19 protein-coding genes and 1 pseudogene are annotated in these 22,932 nt (G+C 69.9%); 7 read left to right on the forward strand and 13 right to left on the reverse strand.

The genetic code is table 11. The features are described from left to right. Nucleotides 1-25 precede the first annotated feature (25 nt). A complete protein-coding gene (locus tag ACFPQ9_RS05590) occupies nucleotides 26-1,150 on the reverse strand; it encodes an FAD-dependent oxidoreductase (protein ID WP_380847407.1) in 1,125 nt (374 codons plus the stop codon). A 196-nt stretch (nucleotides 1,151-1,346) separates the two neighbouring features. On the opposite strand from ACFPQ9_RS05590, the gene ACFPQ9_RS05595 reads away from it, so the two are divergent. Beyond that, nucleotides 1,347-2,087 (forward strand): type 1 glutamine amidotransferase domain-containing protein, encoded by a 741-nt coding sequence (locus ACFPQ9_RS05595; protein WP_380847410.1) that lies wholly within the window; start codon nucleotides 1,347-1,349, stop codon nucleotides 2,085-2,087. 112 nt (nucleotides 2,088-2,199) lie between these two features. Here ACFPQ9_RS05595 and ACFPQ9_RS05600 read toward each other — a convergent pair whose 3' ends face one another. Further along, nucleotides 2,200-3,612: a DUF6461 domain-containing protein gene (locus ACFPQ9_RS05600; protein ID WP_380847413.1), complete on the reverse strand. Its 1,413-nt coding sequence runs from the start codon at nucleotides 3,610-3,612 to the stop codon at nucleotides 2,200-2,202. Between the two features lie 421 nt (nucleotides 3,613-4,033). Here ACFPQ9_RS05600 and ACFPQ9_RS05605 point away from each other — a divergent pair, with 421 nt between their 5' ends. Continuing rightward, the gene (locus ACFPQ9_RS05605) at nucleotides 4,034-4,738 is read left to right on the forward strand and encodes an alpha/beta hydrolase (RefSeq protein ID WP_380847416.1); all 705 of its coding nucleotides are present in this window, start codon (nucleotides 4,034-4,036) and stop codon (nucleotides 4,736-4,738) included. 370 nt (nucleotides 4,739-5,108) lie between these two features. Here the strand turns inward: ACFPQ9_RS05605 and ACFPQ9_RS05610 are convergent, their stop codons facing one another. The 3 genes from ACFPQ9_RS05610 to ACFPQ9_RS05620 are packed head-to-tail and all read right to left on the reverse strand — an operon-like array spanning nucleotide 5,109 to nucleotide 7,466. After that, complete coding sequence (locus tag ACFPQ9_RS05610) at nucleotides 5,109-6,116, reverse strand: ABC transporter (RefSeq protein ID WP_380847419.1); 1,008 nt, start codon at nucleotides 6,114-6,116, stop codon at nucleotides 5,109-5,111. Further along, nucleotides 6,113-7,048: an ABC transporter ATP-binding protein gene (locus tag ACFPQ9_RS05615; RefSeq protein ID WP_380847422.1), complete on the reverse strand. Its 936-nt coding sequence runs from the start codon at nucleotides 7,046-7,048 to the stop codon at nucleotides 6,113-6,115. Before ACFPQ9_RS05615 ends, ACFPQ9_RS05610 begins: the two co-directional genes overlap by 4 nt. Next, nucleotides 7,041-7,466, reverse strand: coding sequence for a GntR family transcriptional regulator (locus tag ACFPQ9_RS05620; RefSeq protein WP_380847425.1), 426 nt, complete (start codon nucleotides 7,464-7,466; stop codon nucleotides 7,041-7,043). Before ACFPQ9_RS05620 ends, ACFPQ9_RS05615 begins: the two co-directional genes overlap by 8 nt. Before the next feature lie 383 nt (nucleotides 7,467-7,849). On the opposite strand from ACFPQ9_RS05620, the gene ACFPQ9_RS05625 reads away from it, so the two are divergent. Further along, nucleotides 7,850-8,344, forward strand: coding sequence for a sigma-70 family RNA polymerase sigma factor (locus ACFPQ9_RS05625; protein WP_380847428.1), 495 nt, complete (start codon nucleotides 7,850-7,852; stop codon nucleotides 8,342-8,344). 194 nt (nucleotides 8,345-8,538) lie between these two features. Here ACFPQ9_RS05625 and ACFPQ9_RS05630 read toward each other — a convergent pair whose 3' ends face one another. Further along, entirely contained in the window at nucleotides 8,539-9,147 is a 609-nt protein-coding gene (locus tag ACFPQ9_RS05630; RefSeq protein WP_380847431.1) for a TetR/AcrR family transcriptional regulator, read from the reverse strand. A gap of 142 nt (nucleotides 9,148-9,289) precedes the next feature. On the opposite strand from ACFPQ9_RS05630, the pseudogene ACFPQ9_RS05635 reads away from it, so the two are divergent. Beyond that, nucleotides 9,290-9,668: pseudogene (locus tag ACFPQ9_RS05635) on the forward strand (APC family permease); the annotation flags it as partial. 6 nt (nucleotides 9,669-9,674) lie between these two features. Here ACFPQ9_RS05635 and ACFPQ9_RS05640 read toward each other — a convergent pair. Genes ACFPQ9_RS05640 through ACFPQ9_RS05670 form a run of 7 tightly spaced genes read right to left on the reverse strand, consistent with a single transcriptional unit; the run spans nucleotide 9,675 to nucleotide 19,356 of the window. Further along, the gene (locus ACFPQ9_RS05640; protein ID WP_380847434.1) at nucleotides 9,675-10,421 is read right to left on the reverse strand and encodes an anti-sigma factor; all 747 of its coding nucleotides are present in this window, start codon (nucleotides 10,419-10,421) and stop codon (nucleotides 9,675-9,677) included. Then, nucleotides 10,418-11,002, reverse strand: a complete 585-nt coding sequence (locus ACFPQ9_RS05645; RefSeq protein ID WP_380847437.1) for a sigma-70 family RNA polymerase sigma factor — start codon at nucleotides 11,000-11,002, stop codon at nucleotides 10,418-10,420. The genes ACFPQ9_RS05640 and ACFPQ9_RS05645 overlap by 4 nt, the downstream gene beginning before the upstream one ends. Nucleotides 11,003-11,045: 43 nt before the next feature. Then, nucleotides 11,046-12,107 carry a 2,3-diaminopropionate biosynthesis protein SbnA gene (sbnA, locus tag ACFPQ9_RS05650; protein WP_380847440.1) on the reverse strand — a complete coding sequence of 354 codons (1,062 nt, stop codon included), beginning with the start codon at nucleotides 12,105-12,107 and terminating at the stop codon, nucleotides 11,046-11,048. A 40-nt stretch (nucleotides 12,108-12,147) separates the two neighbouring features. Next, entirely contained in the window at nucleotides 12,148-13,218 is a 1,071-nt protein-coding gene (gene sbnB, locus ACFPQ9_RS05655) for a 2,3-diaminopropionate biosynthesis protein SbnB (RefSeq protein ID WP_380847443.1), read from the reverse strand. Continuing rightward, on the reverse strand, nucleotides 13,215-14,219 hold the full coding sequence (locus ACFPQ9_RS05660) for a TauD/TfdA family dioxygenase (RefSeq protein ID WP_380847446.1): 1,005 nt from the start codon (nucleotides 14,217-14,219) through the stop codon (nucleotides 13,215-13,217). Before ACFPQ9_RS05660 ends, sbnB begins: the two co-directional genes overlap by 4 nt. Before the next feature lie 23 nt (nucleotides 14,220-14,242). Further along, nucleotides 14,243-16,804 (reverse strand): non-ribosomal peptide synthetase, encoded by a 2,562-nt coding sequence (locus ACFPQ9_RS05665; RefSeq protein ID WP_380848443.1) that lies wholly within the window; start codon nucleotides 16,802-16,804, stop codon nucleotides 14,243-14,245. Beyond that, the gene (locus ACFPQ9_RS05670; protein ID WP_380847449.1) at nucleotides 16,801-19,356 is read right to left on the reverse strand and encodes a Pls/PosA family non-ribosomal peptide synthetase; all 2,556 of its coding nucleotides are present in this window, start codon (nucleotides 19,354-19,356) and stop codon (nucleotides 16,801-16,803) included. The genes ACFPQ9_RS05665 and ACFPQ9_RS05670 overlap by 4 nt, the downstream gene beginning before the upstream one ends. Before the next feature lie 216 nt (nucleotides 19,357-19,572). Here ACFPQ9_RS05670 and ACFPQ9_RS05675 point away from each other — a divergent pair, with 216 nt between their 5' ends. From ACFPQ9_RS05675 to ACFPQ9_RS05685, 3 genes are all read left to right on the forward strand, one after another. Continuing rightward, nucleotides 19,573-20,457, forward strand: a complete 885-nt coding sequence (locus tag ACFPQ9_RS05675; protein WP_380847452.1) for an amidohydrolase family protein — start codon at nucleotides 19,573-19,575, stop codon at nucleotides 20,455-20,457. 139 nt (nucleotides 20,458-20,596) lie between these two features. Continuing rightward, nucleotides 20,597-21,298 (forward strand): LuxR C-terminal-related transcriptional regulator, encoded by a 702-nt coding sequence (locus tag ACFPQ9_RS05680; RefSeq protein WP_380847455.1) that lies wholly within the window; start codon nucleotides 20,597-20,599, stop codon nucleotides 21,296-21,298. Nucleotides 21,299-21,499: 201 nt separating this feature from the next. Next, on the forward strand, nucleotides 21,500-22,921 hold the full coding sequence (locus tag ACFPQ9_RS05685; protein ID WP_380847458.1) for a hypothetical protein: 1,422 nt from the start codon (nucleotides 21,500-21,502) through the stop codon (nucleotides 22,919-22,921). Nucleotides 22,922-22,932 lie beyond the last annotated feature (11 nt).

Consider the following 22,932-nt stretch of genomic DNA (forward strand, 5'->3'; position numbering starts at 1 on the left):
GGAAAGGGTGGGAAGCCGGACGGTGTCAGGGCAGGTCGCGCAGTGGGGCGTAGCCGCGCTCGTACAGGGAATGGGCGCCGTACCGGAACGCGATGTTGCGCAGGACGGTGGGCATGGACCTGGTCCGGTCGCGCCGGTGGGTCTGCCGCCGCACCCACCGGGTGCGAGGCAGCCTGCGCCGTACGAACTGCCGGAGAAGATCCTCGGTGTCTCCCCCTGCGGCCAGCACCTCGGCGAGAACCTGGGCGTCCTCCACCGCCATGGCGACGCCCTGGGCCATATTGGGCGAACCGGCATGGGCCGCGTCCCCGACCAGCACGACACGTCCCTGTGCCCACGTGCCGCCGCTGACCTCTTCCACCGGTGAGACATACGCGTCGAGAGCGGCCGGTGTCGCCAGCAGGTCCTGTACACGCCGGTCAAAGCCGGTGAAGTGCCGGAGGATGCCGGAGACATGGGCCGGGTCCTCGGGAGAGGGCGCCGTCACGTCGGCGTAGCAGCACACCTGGCCCCCGCCGACCGGATAGGCCAGGAAGGCCGTACCCGGGCCCAGCCACACGCTCCACCGGTCGATGTCGGGGGCGTCGGTGAGGAAGCGCAGGCAGACCTGCCCGAGGTAGCGGGTCCCGGCGGCAGGATCGACCGACTCCCGCAGGCTCGACCGTATGCCGTCCGCTCCCACGACCACGTCGTACCGGCCGACCCCGCCGTCGCTGAAGTCCACGTGCACACCGTCGTCGTGCACACCGTCGTCGGAATGCCTGAGCGAGTCCACGGTGATCCCGTGGCGGACGGGCACCGGCACGATGTCCCGCAGGGCCGCATGGAGGTCTCCTCGGGTGATGCCGACGCAGCCCGCGGTTCCCCTCCACAGTTCGGCCATGCCGATGTCGGCCAGCACTCTGCCCCGCTGGTCCATCAGCCGCTGGCCGGACACGGGCGCCCCCGATTCGCCGAGGTGCTTGCCCACCCCCAGTGCGGTCAGGGCGCGGACGCTGTTCCCGGGCAGGAAGAGCCCGGCCCCACCGCTACGGCTCTCGGAGGACCGCTCGATGACATCGACGGACATGCCCTCGCGCTCAAGCGCGACGGCGGTCGCCAGGCCGGCGATACCGGCTCCGACCACAAGGACCTCAAGCTGATTCGACATGCAGATCTCCCGTATGGCTTCCAGGGGGTACGTTCTGCACTACGACCTGCTCCGCGGCTGGGTTCTCGGCCGCGTCGGTGGAGCTCGCAAGGCGGGCTGTGGCCGACCTGCCGTGTGGCCGAACCGGCTGTAGATCAGGTTCAGTTGGGCTCAGATCAGCGCCTTCGCCGGGACCGCGGTGTGGTAAGCACCAGGCATGCGTATTCTTCTCCCGCTGCCCGACCGGGACTTCGACGTCACGGAGGTGGCGGTCCCCTGGCGGATGCTGCGTGACGCCGGACATGACGTGGTGTTCGCAACGGAGTACGGCGGACGGCCTCCGCAGGCGGACCCACTACTCCTGAGCGGTGTGGTCTTCGGGCAGCTCGGCGCGGAGCCGGAGCCGAAGGAGTTCTACCGTGAACTGACCGGCGAGTCCTGCTTCCGGGCTCCGCTCGCCTGGGACGCCGTGGAACCCGAGGAGTACGACGGCCTGCTCCTGCCCGGCGGACACGCGCCCGGTATGCGGCAGTACCTCGGCTCCCGCCTCCTGCATGCGAAGGTCGCCCGGTTCTCGGCGACGGGCCGCCCGGTCGGAGCCATCTGCCACGGCGTCCTCGTACTCGCCCGCACCGTCGAACCGGAGACCGGCCGCAGCGTCATCGCCGGCCGACGCACGACGTGTCTGCCCAAGTACATGGAACGCAGCGCCTATTACCTCACCGCATGGCGGCGTGGACGCTACTACCGGACGTATCCGGCGTACGTCCAGGACGAGGTGGTCGCCGCGCTCGACGACCCCGACCGCTTCGAGCGCGGGCCGTTCGAGATGCGCCGACGCGGTACGGCCTCGGACGACACCCCGGCCTTCGTGGTCCAGGACGGCAACTACCTTTCCGCCCGCTGGCCCGGCGACGCCTACCTCTTCGCCCGCCGCTTCACCGCCATGCTGGCGTAGCCGGCGCGGCCGGGGCCCTGGTCGGCAGATGGCCGGACGCCCGTTCGGCCGGGGCCGTTTACTGCCCCACAGGGGCGTCGAGCGACGGCTCGACGGAATCCGCCGGGTTTCGTCACCAGGTGCCGAAGACGGCGCCCAGATGTGTCCCCGCCCAGTGTTCGGGTCCGGGCTCGAGGCCGGCGATCAGACAGGCGATCTCGACCGGTGGTGGAAGAAAGTCTCCGCTCTCGCGGCGGTACACGCCCAGGCCGATCTGCTGCATGAACGGCACCATCGCGTCCGGTGCCGCGCCTTCGGGGGCGGGCGCGCCGATGTCCAGGAGGCCGGAGTCGTCCTCCTGGTACACCGCGACCGGTTGGTTGAACTGGTGCCAGGCGAAGTGGGTCTCGTAGTCGAAGCCCTGGTGGTAGACGATGGCCTGGGTCCGCGCCGACATCTCCCGCGCCCGTTCCACGCCTTCGATCCCGCAGGGCTCGATCACCATGACCCATGCACCGACCTGCACGGCCAGCGCGCACTTGATCAATTCGTCGCTGTCGGGGAACGCGGCGGTGACGACTTCGCTGTAGGTCATCGATCTGATCGTCCCGGGGCCGGCGCCCAGCCTGAGCAGGGCCTCCCTCTCGTCGACCTGCTCCACCCATGTGATGGTGCAGGGCCCATCGAGGTCCAGCAGGTCGAACCAGTCCGTCGCCATTCCGCTGTCGGCCGGGCGCACCGGCCGGGCGTTCTCCTCCGCCTCCCGGCGGGCGTACTCCCGTTCGAGTTCGGCGACCCGGGCTTCCTCGGGGGCGGTCCTGCTGTCATAGATCTCGGAGCCGTCGGCACCCAGGAGGACCACATCGCCCTCGTTGCGCACGACCACCGCGGAAACCACGTGGGACATCGGATCCAGCAGGAAGCGACCGGTCCACCTCTGCAGGACCGTGGAGTCGGTGCCCGCGCGCAGGACGCCGTCGCGTCCGAGGGAGAGCGCCGCACCGGGCTCTCCCACCCGGCGCGCCCACAAGTCCCGGCCGGTGCCCCCATGCGACCTCGTACGGAGCAGTGATTCGCCCGCCGAGGTGTGGGTCAGCGTGTACCGGCCGTCCGGAGACACAATCGCGTCCGCCAGAACCTCGCCCCGCTGGAGCCGGTCACCGCTCGCCGGCCGATGGGCGGCCAGCTCCTCCGCGCTCAGCGGGTCTCTGCTCCAGCGGGAGTGACCGTCCGGGTCCACCAGGACCAGACGTCCGTCGTCCCTGACCATCGCGGCGACCACCCGGCGATCGCCATGTCCCGAGGACCAGACAGGAGTCCCCGAGGGTCCTTCCAGCACCAGACAGCCCTCAAGGAGAAGGGTGAGCCGCCCCGGCGCCGAGACCGGGGTGCCGATGTGCCAGACGTCCCGGCCCGCGCAGTTGTCCCGCAACACCACCGTTCCGTCAGGGCGATGCCGCAAAGCGTATCTGCCATCGGGCGAGACGAGGGACTGCAGATACAGGGACTCCCCGGCCCACAACACGGCCTTGTCGTCGTTGTGCATGTGATCTCCGGTCGGTGCGCTCGTACTTCAAGGTGACTGGCAACAGAGCTCTCCCGTACTGCTCTCCGAGGTACGCCCTGCACTACGACCTGTTCCGCAGTCGGGTTCTCAGTTGCTTGCTCCCGGTACCGCAGCGCTGCCGGCATTCCCGGTCACCTGGACCGGGTCAGCGCGGTGCCCAGGTGTGGCGGCGGCACTGGAGCGCAGCCCGCAGAACCCCGGCCGACCGGGGGCCGTAGTACACAACGGCGGACGGTGCGGGACTGCCGTGCCATTCCGTCAACTGCTCCGAGCCCTTGGCGTCTCACGGTGCGGCTGCTCCGCCACTGCGCGTGCGCAGACTGCTTCCCACGAGCAGACTCGCGACCTTGCCTGCCCACCCTTCAACGCACTGGTTTCCGATCCACTGAGGAGAATCGACTTGGCCACCACCGAAGGATCCCGTCCCACCATCCTCCTGGTACATGGTGCCTGGCACGGTCCATGGTGCTGGGAAGAGCTGGAGTCCGCCCTCCTTTCCCACAGTTGGGCGACTCGAACGGTCGCTCTGCCCAGCGCCGGGGACACAGAACCGCTCGCCGGCATGCATACGGATGCGCGGGTCGTCCGAGAAGCCCTTCAAGACATCGAAGGTCCCGTGGTGGTCGTCGGTCATTCCTACGGCGGTATCCCGGTCACGCAAGCCATCGCCGACGCGCCCAACGTCAAGCATGCTGTCTACCTGGCGGCCTACCAACTGGACGTCGGCGAAAGCCTGTACGGGTTCCATGGCGCCACAGAACCGAAGCATCCGATCGGCGTCGTCCAGCCCATGGAGAACAGTGCAGAGGCACTCTACGGTGATCTGTCCGAGGAGCAGGCCGCGCGATCGGTCAGGAAGCTCGTACCACAGAGTGTGAGGTCGTTCAGCGAGCGGGTGACGAAAGCGGGCTGGCCGGCCGTTCCCTCCACCTACATCATCTGCGACCAGGACAAGGCTCTGCCGCTCCAGGTACAGGAGACACTCGCGGCCCGAGCAAAAGACGTGCACCGCCTGAAAAGCGGCCACTCGCCGTTCCTGTCGATGCCCGCGGAACTCGCCGCCCTTCTCGCGTCCATAGCCCAGGGAAGCCGATCGGCCTGCTGAGCCGCACCGACCGGCGAGCCGCAGCGAAGCCCGCTTACGGTTCCGCGATCTGGTTCCGCGCTGTGCCGACGGCAGCACGGGCGAGGAGCACGACCATTTCCTCTCCGCCAGGTCGCGGGCCCGCCGCGGCTCGTCGAGTGGCGGCTCGCCGACGACCTCGCCCGCGCATCAGCCCGCTCCGTGTCATGCCACCGAGGCGGACATGATGCCGTCTCCGAACCGCTCGTGGAGCAGGGCCTGAGGGTGGTGCCATGGACCTGAAGCATCTCGTAGAAGCGCTCTTCGCCACCCGCTCGCGGCAGCGGCGATCACTGCGTTCCGGTCTCGGTCCAGGCCCCGGGCGAAGGAGCGCGGCAGAACCTGGGGGCCGTCACACGAGGCGCTTGCGTCCCCAGCCGAACAGGAACACCGTCACGGCGACCGTCAGGGCCAGCAGGATCGACGCGCCCAGCCACTGCATTCCGGACATCTGGGAGATCGGGAGGTAGTCCACCGACCAGCCGACGACGTCGGCCTGCTTCAGGCAGAGCTCTTGCGCCTGCTCGGTCTGCTCCGAACGGCAGGTGCTCCAGCCGAGGAGGTCGCCGCTGCCGGTGATGTAGGAGCTGTCGAGCTGGTAGGCGGCGTCGGGCAGTGTCGGGAACGAGTTCTCCGCGACGACGCCTTTGTCGGTGGTGACGGTGACCACGTCGCCGAGGCTCAGCCGGAAGTAGGCCCAGACGAGCTGGACGCAGAGGGCGAATCCGAAGGTGACCACCATGGCGGCCAGGGTGCGGCGGAGCACGAGGCCGATCGCCACGCCGCCGACCCCGGTGAAGAGGCTCAGCGCGACAGGTACGGGGCCCGTGTTGTCGAAGGCGCTGCCCTCGGCCCAGAAGGCGACCGTGTTCTGGGCCCTTACCGGGTTCCACCACCGGCCGAAGGTGAAGGACAGCGCCGCCGTGGTCGCCACGACGACCAGCGCGGTCACACCGAGCTTGGTGGCCAGCCAGCGGGCGCGGCCCCCGGACTGGGTGGCGACGAGCTTGGCGGTCCCGTGTTCCAGATCGCCCGCGAGCAGCGGGGCTCCCACGAAGACGCCGAGCACGATGGGGATCACGGCCAGGACGAAGGAGACGCGCTGGAACGCCTGGGCATACGGATCGAACTTCGGGCCAAGGCTGTTGATGTCCTTGCCGGGCCAGCCGCTCGCGTGCAGGAATTCCATCATCTGTGTGTGCTGGTACGTGATCCACGCCGCCAGCAGTACGGCGGCGCCCAGCAAGGTCCAGTAGGTGGCCCGGTGCTGGCGCCAGACGAGCCAGGTCATGCCGCTGAGCCGGGGGCGCCGGGTCTGGTCGGCGGGGGTTGTGGTCGGGGTGCCGGTGAGAGTGCTCATGCCGCCACCGCCCGCGTGCCGGTCCGGACCTCGGCGGTGGGGGTGATCAAGGGTGGCGCCCCGGATGAGCGCAGATACGCGAGCAGGAGCTCTTCCATGCTCGGGCTGTCGGTGTCCCAAGGCCCGACGACCGGTCCCTCGGGACGTATGAGCGCGATGAACTGCCGCCCGCTGGTGCGGAATTCAATGACGGTGTGGTGTTCGAGACCCGCGGGCAGGCCCTCCCCGTCGCGGGCGCCGGTCACCCGGGTGTGGGCGTACAGCAGTTCGTCCACGTCACCGGCGAGACGCAAACCGCCCTCCGTGACGGCGACGAGGTAGTCGCAGACGTTCTCCAGTTCGGCCAGGACATGCGTGGACATCAGCACGGTGGTGCCGCGCTCGGCGGCCTCGGCCATGAGCGTGCCCATGAGTTCGTGGCGTACGACCGGGTCGAGGTCGGACATCGGCTCGTCGAGCAGCATCAGGTCGGGACGCTTGCCGAAGGCCAGGGCGAAGGCGACGCGGGTGCGCTGACCGCCGGAGAGGGTACCGACCTTGGCGTCCAGGGGGACGTTGCCCGCGCGGACGATGGCCTCGGCGGCGCCCTGGTCCCAGCCCGCGTTCAACTCCCGTCCCAGGCGCAGGTTTTCCGCGACCGTGAAGCGCCGGAACAGGGGCTTCTCCTGGGCCAGAAATGCGGTACGCAGGCCTGCTTCCGCCGACCCCGGGTCCACGCCGAACACACTCAGCGTGCCCTCCGTCGGCCTCAGCACGTTCGTAGCGATCCCCAACAAGGTGGTCTTGCCGGCCCCGTTGGGCCCGACCAGCCCGCAGATCCGCCCGGCCGGCAGCCGGAACGAGCAGTCCCGCAGAGCCCAACCCCGCCGGTACCGCTTGCCCAGCGCGACCGCTTCCAACGCCGGCGGATCGGCGTACCTACCGTTACTCATCTACGCTCCTTGCCTCAGCCATCGTTCCGTCGTACTGCTGCTCTGTGGCCGACGCGACCAGTGCGGCCACGTCCTCCCGCTCCAGGCCCGCCTCGCGTGCCCGCTCCATCCACGCCAGCAACTCGTCATACAGCGGGGAATCCGTGCCGGCCTGGGGGCGGGCCAGCGTCCGGGTGACGAAGGTGCCCAGGCCAGGCCGTGGTTCCACCAGGCCCTCGCGTTCCAGCTCCCGGTACGCCTTGAGCGTGGTGTTCGGGTTGACCGCGCATGTCTCGGAGACTTCCTTGGCGGTCGGCAGGCGGTCACCCGGCACCAGGATGTTGAGCCGAAGGGCCTGCTTGGTCTGCTGGACGATCTGCTGGAAGGCGGGGATCCCGCTCCGCCTGTCGATGCGGAACTCCAAGATCATCACCACCATTCCACTAATCGAGTAGTGGAATGGTGGTGGAGGGATGCGCCGTTTGTCAACGCCGACTCGAGCGGGTGCGCATCAGAACTGACTGACTATCAGAAAGCGATGCGCCTTCCATCGCGGACCCACAGCATGCGAGACGTTCTCGGGGGCCTCCCGGCGTGGTGCCCCATTTCCGGGGACGTTCCAGTCGCCACCCGTGCGTCGTCGCGGCCGTTCAGGTCTCGGCGTGCACCGAAAGGCCCGGTAGATCCCTCATGCACACCACATCGTCCTCGGTCGCCGCCAAGAAGGGCGAGATCCCTGACGAAGCCGCTGCCTCATACCGCAGTACCACGCACCACTCAGCAACCTCCGGGAAGGCGGTCGCGCACAAGGGCCGCGCCTTCATGCAAGCGATCAGTGCGGCCGAGGAGGTCCACCTGCTGCGCTTCGCCACCAAGCTCACCCTGGGCGACACCCACAGCGCGGAGGACCTTGTCCAGGAGGCACTTCTGCGGGCCTGGCGGCATGCGGACCGGCTGGTCTCCACACATGGCCTGGCTCGTCCGTGGCTCTTCACCGTCGTTCGACGGCTGGCCATCGACTCACTCCGGTCCCGTCGTGCGCGCCCTGTCGAGGTGTCCCCGCAGGCCCCTGAGATCGACGTGGTGTTCGACCCCGCCGAGACCTCACTGACCGCGCACGTACTGAAACAGGCGATGGCCGAGCTGCCGCCGTTCCACCGTGAGGTGTTGGTCTACCGGTACTACCTCGATCAGAGCATCGAGGACACCGCGGCAGCACTGGCCCTGCCGATCGGCACAGTGAAGTCCCGCACCAGCCACGCACTGAACGCCCTGCGCCGAGCCTTGACGTCCCAAGGAGTTCATTCATACCGATGAAGAACTCCCGCCTGTCACGGTGATAGCCGGCTCGGCATCCCCTGCGTTCGAAGGCACGGGCTGCCCCCATCCTTCTCGAACAGCCATGTGTGGTTCCTTCCGCATTGGGCTCGCGACAGGGTCGCTGTCGTTTCACCCCTTACTACGCGGCGCCACAATGACGGGTTCTCCGCAACTTCGGGAAGCGTTGGACGCTAGACATCCACCCGGGCCGCGTCCAGCAGACGGGGCAGCGACACGGCAAGGAAGCGGTCGAACGGAACGCGGCTCCGGTCGACGCGGCCGCGCATCACAGCTCCCTCCCAGGACTCGATGATCATCGATGCCAGTTCCGTCGGCGCGATGGCGTCGGTGACGTCAACCGCACTTCCTGTCCGTGCCAGACACGCACCGATGAGCGCCGACCACTCGTCCATGATGTCCACCAGCCGATGCCGCGCTTCCCCGTTGTCCTCGGTCAGTTCGAGAGCGAGATTGCCGAGGAGACACCCGAGCTCGAATCCCCGCTCGGCGTGGTCCTGGGTCAGGGCCTCGAAGAATCCCACGAGGCGGCTCACCCCCGGGGTCGACGTGTCGGTGAGGAGGAAGCCGTGATCACGGATGACTCTGGACCAGCAGTGGTCGAGGACCGCAGCCACGAAGGCGTTCTTGCTGTCGTAGTAGCTGTAGAACGATCCCTTCGGAACACCGGCCGCGTCCGTGATCTCCTTGATGCCCACCGCGTTGATGCCGCGAGCGTGGAAAAGGGTCAGTCCGGCGTCGAGGAGCCTCTCGCGGACGAGGGGATTGGCAGGTCGGGGCACACGCACAGCCTAACGCTGGGCGACGGATCCGTTCGCGGACGTCACGGTTGCGCAACGGGCCGCCGCGTGAGAACCCTCCTGGACCGGCTGCGTAGCAGGGAGTGAATCCCCCGTATCGTGCGTGCCGGAAAGCAGCGGATCCGTGAGCAACCACAAGGGCAGAGGGCTTCAGGCCAACGCTCTCGGTACGTTCGACACCGTCGTGATGGCGGTCGCCGGCAGCGCCCCGACATTCGCTGGCCGCGACCAGCGCAGTTCTGCTCGGCACGGTGGGCCTGGCCGGCCCCGCCGCCCTGCTGCACTGCGCGATACCCATGCTGGGTATTGCGCTCGCGTTCAGCTACCTCGGCCGGATCGACGTGAACGCGGGGGCCAGTTACTCGTGGGTGGGGCGCACGCTCCACCCCTTCCTGGGCTTCATCAGCGGCTGGGCACTGGTGGTGTCCGCGACCATCTTCGTGGTCGCCGGTTCGCTGCCCGCCGGGGCGATGACCCTCTCGCTCTTCGCCTCCTCTCTGAGTCCGCGGTCAGGCCGCGGGGAGGGGCCAGGTGGCGAGGGGCTTGCTGCTGGGTTCGGCGGAGCCTTTGCCCGGTTCGACGGTGATGGCGAGTGAGGCGGCGGCGCCTGGCGGGGGAAGGGACACGGCCTGGAGGGCGGTTCTGGCGGGGAGGAGCCCGGCGGAGCGGACCTGGTTCCCGGGGGCGATGTACCACAACTGGTAGGTCCTGTCCGGGGGCAGCGGGGCCAGGTCCTCGCAGAAGTAGGCCGCCTGGTCCAGCCGGCGTGATACCGCGACGGTGCCGGAGCCGCCGTAGGACACGTCCTGTCTGACGAAAGAGGTGTCGGGGGCCGCCAGGAGCCGGGCGAAGTCCGCGGTCCGGCTGCTGGCCTCCTGGCGTGCCTGCTGCGCTTCCTGGTGCTGCCAGGCCGCCAGACCACCGAACGCGGCGGCCGCGGCCAGACAGGCGGCCAGCGCGAGATTCAGCAGCCGGGGCGTGAACCGCCGGCCCCGGTGCACGCCTTCCCGACCGGGGAGCGTCGCGCGGAGCTGGGGGGTCCGGGCCACCTCGGCGAGGACGCGGTCCTTCAGATCCGGCGGAGGGGTGCGGGCCGCCGCCAGAGCGAGCCAGGTAGCGGTCTGCTGATGTTGGGCGACCTCGTGCGCGCAGTCGGCACAGTCGGCCGCGTGCCGCAGGAACGCCTCGCGCTCCTCGCGGGTGAGGGCGTCCACCGCGAAGGCACCCGCGAGGTCGTGTGCGTCGGCGGCGATCACGGGGGAGCTCCCAGGCAGTGCCGCAGGTGGGTCAGTGCCCTGCGCAGGCGGCCCTTGACGGTGCCGAGCGGCAGGGCCAGCGCCGCGGCGATCTCGGTCTGGGTCAGGCCCTGGTAGTAGGCGAGCACCACCGGTTGCCGCAGCTCGGCGGAGAGCTCCTTCAAACAGGAGCGGACCTGTTCGCGTTCCCTGAGCGACTCCACCGTCTCCACGACGTCGTCATGGGCGAGAGCCGTTTCCTGCTGGGACACGGCGCGCTCGCGTTCCGCGGAGCGTTGCAGGGTGCGGACGCTGTCCACGGCACGATGGTGGGCGATGGTCATCATCCAGGTCATGGCATGCCCGTTCTCGGGCCGGTAGCGGGGGGCGCTCTGCCAGACCTCGAGCATGACTTCCTGGGCGACCTCCTCGGCATGTCCCGGATCCTGGAGGACTCGGCACGCGATGCCGTAGATCGGGCCGGCGGCCACGTCGTAGAGGCGGCTGAAGGCGTCCTGGCTGCCGGCGGCGACGGAGACCAGCAGACGATCCGTCTCGGCTGCACCGATGTGCCGGGCCTCGGAGGCCTGCCGCTTCGCCACAGCCTCTCCCACCTGTGTGTGCCTCGATGCGCCGTGCCGGGAGTCATGCGCCCTCCCCCACAGTGTCCGAGGCCCGGCCGTCGCCCGCATCCCGGAGTGGGGCGGACTCGGCCTCGCGCACCGGTGGTGCGGAATCGGCGGCCGGGTCGCCGGGGCGGAGCACGTCCTCGCCGTAGAGGGCCTCCACCCAGTTGGCCTGGTAGACGGTCTCCAGGTAGCGCTCGCCCAGGTCCGGGGCGATGGCGACCGCGGTGAGTCCGGCCGAGTCATGGGCGGCCAGCCAGCGCATCGCGCCGCTGACGACGGTGCCGGTGGAGCCGCCGAAGAGGAAGCCGCGGCGGGCCAGGTGGTGGCAGGCGCGGATGGTGTCCGCCTCCTCGACATGCACCGCGTCGTCGACGAAGGACGTGTCGAGCAGTGGCGGGCTGACGCTCATGCCCAGTCCGGGGAGCATACGGCGGCCCGGGGCACCGCCGAAGGTCACGGAGCCGACGCTGTCGACGGCGACGATGCGGACCCGCCGGTGCCAGTGCCGGAAGTAGCGGGCGCAGCCCATCAGGGTCCCGGTGGTGCCGGCGCCGACGAACAGCACGTCCAGCTTCGGGAAGGAGCGGGCGATGGCGGGCCCGGTCCTGAGGTAGTGCGCTCGCCAGTTCTCGGGGTTGGTGTACTGGCTGAGCCACACGTACCGGTCGTCGAGGGCGCACAGTGCGCGGACGTAGTCGATCCGCGCACGCAGGAAGCCGCCTTCGGCGCTCGGCTCGGTGATCACGTGCACCTGGGCGCCCAGGGCCTTCATCACCAGTCTGGTCGACAGGTTGCAGCGGGAGTCCGTCACGCACCGGAACCGGTAGCCCTTGCTCGCCGCGATCATGCTGAGTGCCACGCCCATGTTCCCCGACGAGGACTCCAGCAGCACCGACCGCGGGGTGAGGACCCCTGCCCGTTCGGCGGCCTCCACCATCTCGGTCGCGGGCTTCAGCTTGATCGAGCCGGCGAAGTTGAAGCCCTCGCACTTCAGGTAGAGCCCGCGCCCGAGTATCGGGCGGAGGTCGACGTAGAGATCCTCCTCGTTGAAGGTGTAGGGGGCGGATATGACTGACACGATGGCCTCCGCGGATCGAATGCGGCCGGCCGGAGGGTGTTCATCCGTACCGGCGCAGCTCATGGAAGAAGTCGTCGACGACGTGCAGCTCCCCGGAGGCGGCCACCTCGTCGTAGACGTATTTGCCGACCGCCAGATCGAGCACTCCGAGGCCGAAGGGCGAGAACACCACGGTCCGGTCCGGCGACGGGGCGACGCGTGCGGCCATGACGTCGGCCAGCGTGCCCGTCAGGAAGTCGCGGTTGCCCGTGAGCCGTTCGGCCAGGTGGACCGAGGTCTCCGCCCTCAGACAGTGCTCGACGTCGTCGACGATGTTGTCCGAGGCGAGCACGATCTCCGGAGCCAGGTCGCGCAGTGACACATGCAGCACGAGCGGACGGTGGGCGAACCACGACGGCTCGCTGACGTGCGGCCGGGCGGCGACCGTGGCGAAGACGACCAGGTCGCTCCGGCGGATCAATTCCTCGGCGCTGTCGTGCACGGCGATCCAGCCGGTGGCGCCGGACTGCTCCAGGTAGCAGCGGAAGCCGGCCGCGCTGTCGGCGGACACGTCGTGCAGGCCGATGGCGTCGAACGACCAGCCGGTACCGGCCAGGAAGTCGTGGATGTAGCGGGCGATGAGGCCGGTCCCGACGAAGCCGACGCGTGTCGGGCGCCGTCGGTCGCGGCTGAGCGTGTCCGCCGCCAGGACCGCCGACGCCGCCGTCCTCGTGGCGCTGATGATCGAGGCTTCCATGCAGGCGAAGGGGTAGCCGGTGCGGCGGTCGTTGAGGATGAGCACCGCCGAGGCCCTCGGGATGCCAGCCGTCACGTTCTGCGGACAGCTGGAGATCCACTTCAGGCCGTCCACCCCTGCCTCCCCGCCGATCGAGGCGGGCAGGGCGATGATCCGGGACGACGGGCGGTCGGGGAAGCGCAGGAAGTGGGACGGGGGGTTCACCGAAGCGCCGGCACTGTGCAGCCGGTAGGTGTCCTCGACCACCTCCACGATCTGCTTCTCGCGCCCCCGCAGCGCCTGCTGGACCTGGCCGCCGGACACGACCGCGAACGGTGGCACGGTGACCGGCCCGGACAGGGCGGGCTCCCAGGTGGTGGAAGGAGTGGCGGTCATGCGGTGATCACCTCCACGGTCGGTGAGCAGTCGGCCAGGCGCACCGCGTCCGACATCGCGACGAGCACCTCGCGCGGCCCCTCGTACGGCTCCCTGCTGTGGGCGGTGCGGACGTTGTCGACGAGCATCACGTCGCCGTCCTGCCATGGCTCGCTCACGGTGTGGGACTGATAGACCTCGTTGAGCAGGTGAACGGTGTCCTCGTCGATCGGTGCGCCGTCCCCGTAGCGGGTGTTGAACGGCAGCCCGTCGGCGCCGTAGACGTCCACCAGGTACTCATGGATCTCGGGGGCCAGGGTCCACTCGTTGAGGAACGCGATCTGGTTGAACCAGCAGCGCCGGCCGGAGACCGGGTGCCGGACCACGGCGCTGCGGCGCTGCCGGGTCCGCAGTCCGCCGTCGGGCTGCCACTCGAAGGCGATCGCGGCCGCGCGGCAGTAGCTCTCGATCACGCCGCGGTCGTCGCTGCCGAAGGCGTCGGCCAAGGACGCCCCGATCTCGTCGTTGTAGCTGCGGGTGAGCAGCCAGCCCTCTCTCAGGAACCGTGCGACGAGATCGGTGGGCAGCGCGCCCAGCACGGTGGGCGCGTCGGCCAGCGCGGTCCGCCCGCCGACGGCGGGCGCGGTGAGGCAGGCGAACAGCATGAGGCCGGGGAACTCCAGGGCGTAACTGAGTTCATGGTGCATACACATCGGCTGGTGCGGCGGCCACTTCGACGAGGAGTAGATGCCGTCGGAGTGGGCCCGCCGGGGCGCGAAGGCCTCCCTCTCGGTCATCGGACCGGAGGACAGCCGCCGGAGGACGGACACGGTCTCGTCCCGGTCGGCGGGCCCGAGGCCGCGGACCAGGACCGAACCGTGCTCGGCGACGAGAGCGCGCACCGCGTCCCGGTGCTCGGCGGCCCAACTCGCCGCGTCGCCGGTGGAGTCGGCCCGGAGGATCGGCGGTTTGCCGGGCTCCAGTTCGACGCCGGGTGTCGACAGGGGCAGCGAGGACGGCATCTCGGTCTCCTTTCGGTCGCGGTTCAGGAGGAGGTCGGTGGTCCGGGGCCGACGGCGGCCGTGGATGCCGGGGGCGCGGCGGCCGGTGACCCGTCGTCGAGGAGGCGGGCCAGGTCGGCCAGGACGGGGTGGCGAACGATGTCCTTGATGTCCACCGCACGGTCCAGGGCGATCGCGAGCCGCACCGCCGCGAGCGAGGTGCCGCCACGGTCGAAGAAGTGGTCGGGCCGGCGGATCGTGTCCTGCGGTACGTCGAGCACCTGGGCCCACAGGCCGGCCAGTCGCAGCTCGGTCGGTGTGCGGGGTGGGTCGCCGCCCTTCTCGGCCGTGCCGTCGGATCCGGCGTCCGGGGCCACCGCGCCGAGCCGCGCGGCGAGCGCGGTCAGTGCCTTCCGGTCGACCTTGCCGTTCGCGGTCACCGGCAGGCTCTGCCGCCGGTGGAACTCCGAGGGGACCATGTAGGCGGGCAGCGACCGGCTCAGCCGGTCCCTCAGGACGTCGTCCGCCGGCGGGCCCTCGGCCCGGTAGAAGGCCACCAGGCGCCCGCCCTGCCCGGCCCCCTCGACGGCGACCACGGCTCCGTCGCGGACCCCGGGTGCCCGTAGCAGGGCGCTCTCGACCTCTCCGAGCTCGATCCGGAATCCACGGATCTTGACCTGGTCGTCCTGGCGGCCGAGGAACTCCAGCTTGCCCCCGGGCACCCAGCGGCCGTAGTCGCCGCTGCGGTAGAGCCGCAGGCCCGCGTGGTGCGGATCCGCCATGAAGGACTGCCGGGTGCGCTCGGGGTCGTTGACATAGCCGCGGCCGACGCAGACCCCGGCGAAGACGATCGCACCGGGGGCGCCGAGCGGCACCGGTGACAGGTGCTCGTCCACGACGTAGGCGTGCACGTTGGCGATGGGCGGGCCGAGCGGGACCCGTTCGCCGTCCGGCGCCCGGTCCATCACCTCGTGATGGGTGTCGTCCGACGTCTCGGTCAGCCCGTACGCGTTGACCAGCCTGATGTCGGGCGCGACCGCGAACCAGCGCTGTACGAGCTCCTTCTTCAGCGCCTCGCCGGTGACCGACACGCACCGCAGGGCCGGCAGTGCGCGCGGCCGGCGCTCCAGGTAGGACACGACGGCGTCGAGGTACGACGGCACGACCTGGAGCACGTCGACCCCTCCGCGGGTGATCGTCTCGACGAACCGCGGGACGTCCAGGATCGCCTCCTGCTCGACGATCAGGGTCCGCCCGCCGGCCAGGAGCGCGGCCGTCAGTTGCCACAGCGAGATGTCGAAGCACTGGGGTGCGGTCTGGGCGACGGTCCGGCCCTCGCCGATCCCGAGGTCGTCGATCTTGGCGTAGAGGTGGTTGAGCATGCCCGCGTGCTCGCACATGGCGCCCTTGGGCTCGCCGGTGGAGCCGGACGTGAAGTAGATGTAGGCGAGTTGGTCCGACGCGACGCCGACGCGTGGGTCGGTGTCCGGGTGGCCTTCCGCGCAGGCCGCGTCGACGGAGAGCGCCCGGACCGCGGGCAGCGCGTCCAGGGCCCGGTCGAGCGTCGTGGTGCTGCCCGGCTCGGTCAGCACGAGCCGGCACCCGGCGCGGGAGAGCATGGTCGTGACGCGCTCGGCCGGGAAGTGCGGCTCGACGGGCAGGTACACCCCGCCGGCCTTGAAGACCGCGAGGACGGCGGCCGCCCAGTCCAGGTTCCGCTCCATGACCACCGCCACGACACCTTCCCGGCGCAGCCCCCGGGCCAGCAGGGCCCGCGCCAACCGGTTGGCCCGCGAGTTGAGTTCCCGGTACGTCCACCGCCGCTCGCCGCATACGGCCGCTGTGGCGTCCGGGTGTGCCCTGACCCGTTGTTCGAACAGCTCGTGGACGCGGCGGTCGGGCAGCTCCCGGCGGGGTCCCGCGAGCCCTTCGAGCTGGAAGCGGCGCTCCTCGGCGGAGAGCAGGCTCTGCCGTTCGTGCGCGGCGTCCGGGTCGGCGGCGAGCAGCGTGAGTGCGGTGAGGTGGTATCCCGCGATCCTCGCGGCGGCGGCCGCGTCCAGCGCGTCGGTCCGGTACCGCAGCCGCAGCGTGCTCCGGTCGCCGCCGCGCGGGAGCTCCACGCGCAGCACGACAGTCCCGGCGAGCTCCCCTCCGGCGCCGTGCGGATCGAATTCGGCCTCGCCGGACGGTCCGGGCAGGCCCAGCTCGTGCCGGAGTCCGTCGACGGGGAAGTCCTTGTGCCGCAGCAGCTCCGATGCGGCCCGGTGGGTGTGGAGCACCAGCGTCCGCCACGAGTCGGGGGCGACGGTCAGGCGGCAGGGCAGCGGTGGCCCGGCCGGTACGGCGACGTATCCGGTCGTGACCTCGTGCTCGCCGGACAGGGCGGCGAGCACCTTGGCGTGGGCGGCCAGCAACACCGAGCGCAGGGGTACCGCCAACTCGTCCGCGAGGTGGCGCAACGCGTCCAGCAGTTCCCCGGGAAGCGTCGTCCCGTGCTCGGCGACGCGGATCGCCGGGTCCTGTGTCCACCGGGGGATCGTGGTGACGCCGCCGGTGCTGAGCACGCTCTGCCAGAACTCCCGGCCGGCCGTCGCGGACGTCGTCATGACTGGCATGGGGCCGACCTCCTCTCGTCCTCGCCGTGCGAACGGATCGGCCTTGCCGGATTTCCGGCCCACCAGGCGTTCCGCGGGACCACCTCCCCCTTCATCAGGAAGGAGTCGGGGCCGAGCACCGCGCCGTCGCCCACCGTCACGCCGTAGTGGACGAAGGCGCCGACCCCGAGAGTGCATCCCGAGCCGATCGTGATCCGGTCGGACTTGAAGGCGCCGTCCTCCTGGGAGTGGCACTGGACCACGCTCCCCGAGTTGAGCGTGCAGCGGTCCCCGAGGGCGGCCATGGCACGTTCCGTCAGATGGCAGCCGTCGTCGAAGACCATGCGGCCGATCCGCACCCCCAGCGCCCGCCAGATCAGGTTCTTGAACGGGGTGCCGTTGAAGAGCCTCAGATACGTCTCCGAGGGCACCTTCCAGTAGCGCTCGTGCTGCCAGAAGTCCGGGGTGTAGATCGAGCAGAAGAGCGGCCTGAGGGGACGGAGCGCTGTGACGACGCGTTCGACCAGCACGAAGTACGCGGTGGTGAGGAGCAGGACGAGGAGGTCGGCCAGCACCAGCCCCGTCACACCGAGCGGTCCGTACAGCTCCGCGGCCGCTGTGACGAGCACGGCGAGGGCGAAGACGTAGATCCAGCGCGACAGCAGGTACCACACCATGGTTGCGACGTTGTGCCTGGTCTTGGCGGCCAGTCCGCGGCGCAGCTCTTCCGGGCGCTTGAACCGGTCGAAGCTGCTGTCGCGCAGGACCGAACGAGGTATCTCGAAGCTGGGCGAACCCAGCAGCCCGACGCCCTCGCGGATCTCGCCGTCGACCGGGACCATCACCTTGGTCGCGAGGAGGCAGTTGTCGCCGGTTCTGCCCCGCGTGGGGTACGCGATCCGGTTCCCGAGGAAGTTGCGCGGCCCGATCGACACCCGGGACACACGGAACGCGGTGCTGGAGAAGTCGGCGTTCATGATCGACAGGCCGTCCGCGATCATCGTCCCGCGCCCGACGGAGCTCAGATACGGCGTCTCGTGCTTCATCTCCGTGCCGAAGTTCGACCCGGTCTGCTCGACGTGGGAGAGGTCGTATCCGAGGCCCCTCAGGTAGTGGACGATGGCGGAGCTGTCCCCGAACAGGCGCTTGAGGAACTTCCAGTTGGTCAGGAGCGCGATCGTCCGGTGCACCTCGAAGTGGAAGCCGTACAGCCGGTAGGTCCGGCCCGGCGTGAGGGTCAGGCCGAGCAGCCGGGGAACCGCGGTCAGGACGAGGAGACCGGCGGGCACGGCGCCGAAGACGAGGACGAAGGAGATCACCAGGGACTCGAGGTAGAACGTCCCCTCGCCGAGGACCGCGGGTCCGGGCTCCAGGGCGGTGCTGAGCTGCGGGACCTCGACGAGCAGCGCGACCAGGCCGCCGACCGCCAGCGGTGCGTACACGGCCAGCGCGAGCAGCAGTTGCACGACGCTGTGGGCGGCTCTGCGCACCGCGCCGCAGCGGGCCGGTCCCACCACCTGGTAGTCCACGTCGGTCCGCTGTGCCGGGGACCCGTGCCAGTGCTCGCCGTCGGGCACCGCCTGCCCACGGTGCAGCGAGGAGGCGTGCCCGAGCTGGGCCCCGTCACCCATCGAGGTGTCGATGTCGAGCACCGTGGCCTCGCTGACCAGGACGTTCTTGCCGAGGGTGACGGGCCCGGTCTGAATCACCGAGGCATGGGCCCGGTAACACGCGAAGAGCGAGTCCTTGCGGATGACCGTGCCGTCACCGATGGTCAGCAGGTCGGTGCACACGGGCACCTGCCGCGAGAGGACCACGGCCCCCCGCCCGACCTTCGCGCCCAGCGCCCTGAGGTAGATCAGATAGAGCGGCGAACCGCTGAACAGCACCAGAGGGTCCGACCGGACCAGCGTCTTCACGATCCAGAAGCGGACGTACGACAGGCTCCAGACGGGGATGTGCCGAGGCTTCCACCGGCCGACGAGCGTCCACTTCGCGAGGACGGGAAGGGCGCACAGGCCCACGAAGGCCACACCGCCGAAGACGACCGACCGCAGGTAGGTGTCGAACACACCTGATCCGGCGGAGATCCACTCGTATCCCACGGCGGCGCCGAAGGCGATGGCGTAGAAGTACCCGAGGAAGGCCAGGAGTTGGAGGGCGCCGCACAGGACGTACTGCCGCCTGCCGGCCGGGGCCGGCCGAGCCGTGAACGACTCCGCCGCCGGGGCCACGGCCACCGGTTCCGCCGGTGGAACGGGCGGCTCGTCCGAGAGGGCGGTCGCGAGGCTCCTGATCGTCGGGTGCCGGTAGACGTCCTTCATCGACACCGACGGCAGATCCGCGCGCTTCCTGACTCGCGCGCAGAAGTGCGCCATCACCAGCGAGTCGGCGCCCAGGTCGTCGAAGAAATGGCTGTCGACGGGCACCTGCTCGGTCCGCACGACCGATGCCAGCACGGCGGCGAGGGTTCTCTCGACCACGACCGGTTCGCCATCCCCTTCCAGGAGGGCCGTGGATTCCTCCCGTGCGGAGGGCAACGTTTCCACCGGCTTGTCCACCATGTCAGCTCCTGGGAAGGTGCCGAGAAAATACCGACCGGCACTGGTCTGCTCGCGTCGCACACCGGTTTCGGACCGCTACCGAGCGCGGACGGCGCGGGCCGTGGCCAGAACCACCCATGCTCTTGATTCGGCACCGGGACGCCGACGGATCTCCGCGCTCGGAATCTTCGCGCGAGAATCGACGACGGAACGCGACCCGAGTGCGAGAGGTGCTGCATGAGCACGGCTGACGAGGCGGTTGAGGTACGGCGGTTCTGGCGGCGGCTCGGACTGCCGGGGCTCGTCGATGTGCACACCCACTTCATGCCCGAGCGTGTGCTGCACAAGGTCTGGGGCTACTTCGACTCGCTCGGCCCGCTGACCGGCGGGGTGGAGTGGCCGATCACCTACCGCGCGGAGGAGGCCGAGCGGGTCGCCGTGATCCGGGACCTGGGCGTGCGCGCCTTCACATCGATGCTCTACCCGCACAAGGCGGACATGGCCGAGTGGCTCAACGGCTGGGCCGTCGACTTCGCCCGCCGCACCCCGGACTGTCTGCACACCTCGACCCTGTTCCCGGAGCCGGGAGTCGAGTCCTACGTCCGCGAGGCGATCGAGGCGGGCACACGGGTCTTCAAGGCGCATGTGCAGGTCGGCGCGTACGACCCGGCCGACGAGGCCCTCGACGCCGCCTGGGGCCTGCTGGCCGAGGCCGCGACACCCGTCGTGATCCACTGCGGCTCGGGGCCCATGCCGGGCAAGTACACCGGGCCCGAGCCGATAGGTCGCGTCCTCGCCCGGCATCCCCGGCTGCGGCTGATCGTCGCGCACATGGGACTGCCCGAGTACGAGGACTTCCTCGACCTCGCCGAGCGGTACCCCGAGGTGCGCCTCGACACGACCATGGCGTTCACCGACTTCAGCGAACGCATGGCGCCGTTCCCGCGGCGGGCGCTGCCCCGCCTGGCCGACCTCGGCGACCGGATCCTGCTCGGCAGCGACTTCCCGAACATCCCCTATCCGTACGCCCACCAGCTGGCGGCCCTGGAGCGTCTGGACCTCGGGGACGACTGGCTGCGCGGCGTGTGCCATGACAACGGGGCCCGCTTGTTCGGGCTGTGACGGGGCCGGTCCGGGGTGGCCGAAGCCCGCCGGACCGTACCTACTCCGTCTTTACGGGAGCTACGCTAGCTTTGGTGAACGAAACCGTTTCGTTCTGCTGGGCAGGCCGCCACCCGCCTCGACCAGGAAGAAGACAGACATGGTCTCCGTACTCGTGGTCAACGACCAGTCTCTCCAGCGCCTCGCCCTGCGCATGCTTCTCGGCGCCGAGCCCGATCTGCACGTCGTCGGCGAGGCGGCGAGCGAGGCCGAGGCGGTCCGGCTGAGCGCCGCGCTCCGCCCCGACGTGGTCCTGGTGGCCGGCCGCGCGTCCGGAGCGGCGGACATCCTGGACACCGTCCGGCACCTCGCCCGGCGGGACCTTCTCCCCCGCTCCTTCGAACCCGCGGCACCGGACCCGCACACCCCTCGCGTCCTGGTGCTCACCCCCGCCGGTCCCGAGGAGTACGCCTATGCCGCCCTGCGGGCCGGTGCGGACGGGTTCCTCCTGGAGGACGCCGCCCCGGACGAACTCGCCTCGGCCGTCCGGGTCGTGGCCGCCGGGGACGCGGTCGTCACCCCCACCCTGACCCGCGCGCTCATCGACGCCGTCCGTGAACAGCGCACCGTACGCCCCCTGTCACGCGCCTCGGGGCTCGACACGCTCACCGGGCGCGAACGGGACGTCCTTGTGGCCGTGGCCTCCGGCTGGTCCAACGCCGAGATCGCCGAGCGGCTCTCCATCGCGCCTACCACGGTGAAGACCCATGTGAGCAATATCCTCAGCAAGATCGGAGCCCGCGCTCGCGTCCAGGCGGTGACGTTCGCGTACGAGTCCGGCCTCGTCCGGCCCGCGGCTTGACGCCGGGCCAACTGGCGGGCGCGCGCTACACCATCCGGTGGCTTCTCGCCTATCGAGCGTTATTCATATCACCCTATTTCCTATTCATTTCACTGTCCGGCTCTTGGTGCTGACCAGCCGTCACAAGGCCCTGAACCAAGTCGAGGAGAGTGGAAGATGACGACATCGCCGAGATGGCGATCTGTTCTGACGCCGGCGGCCATGGCCGCCGCGCTCGCCGCAGCCGCCCTGGCGAGCGGGGGCACCGTCTACGCCGACGACCACGGGTCCCCCCACCCGCAGCACTACCCGAGCAAGCCGGTCCATCCGGCCCACGCCCCGAAGCCGGAGTATCCGGCGAAGCCGGAGCACCCGGGGAAGCCGATGCACCCCGTGAAGCCGGAACGTCCGGGCAAGCCGATGTATCCCGCGAAGCCCGCGCACCCGGACAAGCCGGCGTATCCCGCGAAGCCTGCGCACCCGGACAAGCCGGCGTATCCCGTGAAGCCCGCGCATCCGGCCAAGCCGGCACATCCGGTGAAGCCGGAGTATCCGGCCAAGCCCGCGCATCCCGTGAAGCCGGAGTATCCCGCGAAGCCTGTGCACCCGGTGCGCCCGGCGAAGCCCGAGTATCCGGCCAAGCCGGTCAAGCCTGAGTATCCGGCCAAGCCTGTGTATCCCGCGAAACCGGTCAAGCCTGAATACCCGGCCAAGCCTGTGAAGCCGGAATACCCCGCCAAGCCTGTGCACCCGGCCAAACCGGTGTACCCGGCCAAGCCTGTGAAGCCCGAGTACCCCGCCAAGCCGGTCAAGCCCGAGTACCCGGCTCACCCGGTGAAGCCGGCGTACCCCGCGAAGCCTGTGTACCCCGCGAAACCGGTCAAGCCTGAATACCCGGCCAAGCCCGCTTACCCCGCCAAGCCGGTCAAGCCGGAGTACCCGGCGAAGCCGACCAAGCCCGAATACCCCGCCAAGCCCGTCTACCCGGCCAAGCCCGCGAAGCCCGAATACCCGGCCAAGCCCGCTTACCCCGCGAAGCCGGTCTACCCGGCGAAGCCTGTCCATCCGGCCAAGCCCGCGAAGCCCGAGTACCCCGCCAAGCCCGTCTACCCTGCCAAGCCCGCCAAGCCCGAGTACCCGGCGAAGCCGGTCTACCCTGCCAAGCCCGCCAAGCCCGAGTACCCGTCGAAACCGGCCTACCCGGCCAAGCCCGCGCACCCCGAGAAGCCGGCCTATCCGGCCAAGCCGGCGAAGCCCGAGTACCCGTCAAAGCCTGCGCGCCCCGCCAAGCCCGACTACCCCTCGAAGCCCGCCCACCCGGCGAAGCCCGCCAAGCCCGACTACCCGTCAAAGCCTGCGCATCCCGCCAAGCCTGACTACCCGTCAAAGCCCGCCCACCCGGCCAAGCCCGCCAAGCCTGACTACCCGTCGAAGCCCGCACATCCCGCCAAGCCCGACTACCCCTCGAAGCCCGCACATCCCGCCAAGCCGGCCAAGCCCGACTACCCCTCGAAGCCCTCGCACCCCGACAAGCCCGACTACCCGTCGAAGCCTTCTCACCCGGACAAGCCCTCTCATCCCGCCAAGCCTGACTACCCGTCAAAGCCCACCCACACCAAGCACCAGCACAAGGACCAGTGGTAACCAGGAGCAGC

Source organism: Streptomyces coerulescens (assembly GCF_042657965.1).
Taxonomy (GTDB): Bacteria; Actinomycetota; Actinomycetes; order Streptomycetales; family Streptomycetaceae; genus Streptomyces; species Streptomyces coerulescens.

Coding starts and splice junctions, on each gene's coding strand:
- ACFPQ9_RS05590 (WP_380847407.1), bottom strand. CDS start 1,150: ATGTCGAATCAGCTTGAGGTCCTTGTGGTCGGAGCCGGTATCGCCGGC.
- ACFPQ9_RS05595 (WP_380847410.1), top strand. CDS start 1,347: ATGCGTATTCTTCTCCCGCTGCCCGACCGGGACTTCGACGTCACGGAG.
- ACFPQ9_RS05600 (WP_380847413.1), bottom strand. CDS start 3,612: ATGCACAACGACGACAAGGCCGTGTTGTGGGCCGGGGAGTCCCTGTAT.
- ACFPQ9_RS05610 (WP_380847419.1), bottom strand. CDS start 6,116: ATGAGCACTCTCACCGGCACCCCGACCACAACCCCCGCCGACCAGACC.
- ACFPQ9_RS05615 (WP_380847422.1), bottom strand. CDS start 7,048: ATGAGTAACGGTAGGTACGCCGATCCGCCGGCGTTGGAAGCGGTCGCG.
- ACFPQ9_RS05620 (WP_380847425.1), bottom strand. CDS start 7,466: ATGGTGGTGATGATCTTGGAGTTCCGCATCGACAGGCGGAGCGGGATC.
- ACFPQ9_RS05625 (WP_380847428.1), top strand. CDS start 7,850: ATGCAAGCGATCAGTGCGGCCGAGGAGGTCCACCTGCTGCGCTTCGCC.
- sbnB (WP_380847443.1), bottom strand. CDS start 13,218: ATGACCGCCACTCCTTCCACCACCTGGGAGCCCGCCCTGTCCGGGCCG.
- ACFPQ9_RS05660 (WP_380847446.1), bottom strand. CDS start 14,219: ATGCCGTCCTCGCTGCCCCTGTCGACACCCGGCGTCGAACTGGAGCCC.
- ACFPQ9_RS05665 (WP_380848443.1), bottom strand. CDS start 16,804: ATGACGACGTCCGCGACGGCCGGCCGGGAGTTCTGGCAGAGCGTGCTC.
- ACFPQ9_RS05670 (WP_380847449.1), bottom strand. CDS start 19,356: ATGGTGGACAAGCCGGTGGAAACGTTGCCCTCCGCACGGGAGGAATCC.
- ACFPQ9_RS05675 (WP_380847452.1), top strand. CDS start 19,573: ATGAGCACGGCTGACGAGGCGGTTGAGGTACGGCGGTTCTGGCGGCGG.
- ACFPQ9_RS05680 (WP_380847455.1), top strand. CDS start 20,597: ATGGTCTCCGTACTCGTGGTCAACGACCAGTCTCTCCAGCGCCTCGCC.
- ACFPQ9_RS05685 (WP_380847458.1), top strand. CDS start 21,500: ATGGCCGCCGCGCTCGCCGCAGCCGCCCTGGCGAGCGGGGGCACCGTC.